The sequence below is a fragment of the Saccharomonospora saliphila YIM 90502 genome, from assembly GCF_000383795.1.
In the GTDB taxonomy this organism is placed as follows: Bacteria; Actinomycetota; Actinomycetes; order Mycobacteriales; family Pseudonocardiaceae; genus Saccharomonospora; species Saccharomonospora saliphila.
The window spans coordinates 1-2101 of the sequence record NZ_KB912636.1 but is presented as its reverse complement, the minus strand read 5'-3'; the positions used below and the strand labels follow the sequence as shown (position 1 = coordinate 2101).

The following is a 2101-nucleotide window of genomic DNA, read 5'->3' as shown; positions in this document are numbered from 1 at the left end:
CGGCCTGCGCGGCCGGGTGGCCGAGACGCTCCGGCAGGCGGTGGACCTCGAACACTGGGCCGCGTTCGACCAGGCTGACCGAGGACACCAACGTCGAGCGTGACCTCCGTGTCGGCGGTTACCGCGCCCGGCGCGACAGCACACGTTGCAGGTTCGTGGCCGAGACGCGGTAGCCCAGTGCGGCCGAGTACAGCTCGCGCAGCGTGGACACGGTGAACTCCTCGCCCGCCAGCGCGAACCCCAGGTTGGTGTAGCTCAGCTTCGCCCGCAGCCGGTCCCGGGCGTGCAGGGTGATCTCACGGTGGTCGAAGGCGGTGCGGGGGAGGTCGGCCACGCGGTGCCACGTGGTGTCCTCGGGCACGACCGGGTCGACGTCGGCGGGCACCAGCCCGAGGAAGGCGGTCGCGACGACGCGCGGGCCGGGCACACGATCGGGCGCACTGAACACCCCGAGCTGCTCGACGTGCGCCAGCGTGCCCAGATCGACCTTCTCCGCGAGCTGCCTGCGGATCGAGGTCTCCACGTCCTCGTCCGGCCGCAGTCGGCCGCCGGGCAGCGACCAGCGGCCGATGTGCGGGTCGAGCGCGCGCCGCCAGAGCAGCACCTCGAGAGAGGCCGGGGACGCCGACCGGGCCGGCGCTGTGGCGCATCGCACCCGCAGGACCGCCGCGAGGACCTCGTGTGCCAGTGGGCTGCTGCTGTTAATATGAGAGGGCATGGTTTTCGATTCTAAGACGAAAACTCAGGGAGGCTCAATCATGACGGCACACGTGGACGAGCTCGCTCCGTACGGGGGTGTCCGTGCGGACGCGGCCTGGGCCGACGAGGTGCGCGGGCTCGCGCGTGACCGTGACGCCGTCCTGCTCGCGCACAACTACCAGGTTCCGGAGATCCAGGAGATCGCCGACCACACGGGTGACTCGCTCGCGCTGAGCCGGATCGCCGCGTCGAGTGACGCCTCCACGATCGTCTTCTGCGGCGTGCACTTCATGGCCGAGACGGCCAAGATCCTCGCGCCGGACAAGACGGTGCTGATCCCGGACGCGCGGGCCGGGTGCTCGCTGGCCGACTCGATCACGGCGGAGCAACTGCGGGCGTGGAAGGCCGAGCACCCCGGCGCGGTCGTGGTGTCCTATGTGAACACCACGGCCGAGGTCAAGGCGGAGACCGACATCTGCTGCACCTCGTCCAACGCCGTCGACGTCGTCGCGTCCATTCCCGAGGACACCGAGGTGCTGTTCTGTCCGGACCAGTTCCTCGGCGCGCACGTCAAGCGTGAGACCGGACGGGAGAATCTGCGCGTCTGGGCGGGTGAGTGTCATGTGCACGCCGGAATCAACGGGCCCGAGCTGGCCGCGCGCGCGGCGGCCGATCCGGACGCCGACCTGTTCATCCACCCGGAGTGCGGGTGCGCGACCTCGGCGCTGTATCTCGCCGGGGAAGGCGCGGTGCCCGAGGACAAGGTGAAGATCCTGTCCACGGGTGGCATGCTGAGCGCGGCACGGGACACCACGGCGAACTCGGTTCTTGTCGCCACCGAGGTCGGCATGTTGCACCAGCTCCGCAAGGCCGCTCCGGAGGTCGACTTCCGCGCCGTCAACGATCGCGCCTCCTGCCGCTACATGAAGATGATCACGCCGGCCGCGCTGCTGCGGTCACTGCGGCACGGGGTCGACGAAGTGCGCGTGGACCCGGACACCGCCGCCCGGGCGCGCGCGTCGGTGCGGCGGATGGTCGAAATCGGTAACCCGGGTGGTGGGGAATGAGCGGCCCGGTCGTGCGCGCCGTCGGCGCAGTCACCGACCCGGTTAGCGATTCAGGGGCGAAAACCACGCGGTGGGACGCGACGGCGGATCTGGTCGTGCTCGGCAGTGGGGTGGCCGGGCTGACCGCCGCGTCGCGCGGCCGGGAACTCGGTCTCCGCGTGCTCGTGGTCACCAAGGGCGCGATCTCCGACGGCAGCACCCGGTGGGCCCAGGGCGGGGTCGCGGTGGTGCTCGACGAGGAGACCGACAGCGTGGCCGGCCACGCGGCGGACACCGTGAACGCGGGCGCGGGCCTGTGCGACGAGGCCGCGGTACGCGACGTCGTGGCCGCCGGG

Annotated in this window: 2 protein-coding genes and 1 pseudogene; 2 read left to right on the top strand and 1 reads right to left on the bottom strand. The window is 71.2% G+C overall.

Annotation, left to right across the window (positions count from 1 at the left end; translation table 11 throughout):
* Positions 1 to 127 precede the first annotated feature (127 nt).
* Positions 128 to 718, bottom strand: a pseudogene (locus SACSA_RS21585) (NUDIX domain-containing protein); the annotation flags it as partial.
* Positions 719 to 758: 40 nt separating this feature from the next.
* Between SACSA_RS21585 and nadA the strand changes: the two are divergent.
* Both nadA and SACSA_RS21580 read left to right on the top strand, forming a co-directional pair.
* Positions 759 to 1766: a quinolinate synthase NadA gene (gene nadA, locus SACSA_RS0104940; RefSeq protein WP_019814038.1), complete on the top strand. Its 1008-nt coding sequence runs from the start codon at positions 759 to 761 to the stop codon at positions 1764 to 1766.
* On the top strand, positions 1763 to 2101 hold a 339-nt coding region (locus tag SACSA_RS21580), incomplete at its 3' end, for an FAD-binding protein (protein WP_048876444.1). The genes nadA and SACSA_RS21580, both read left to right, overlap by 4 nt.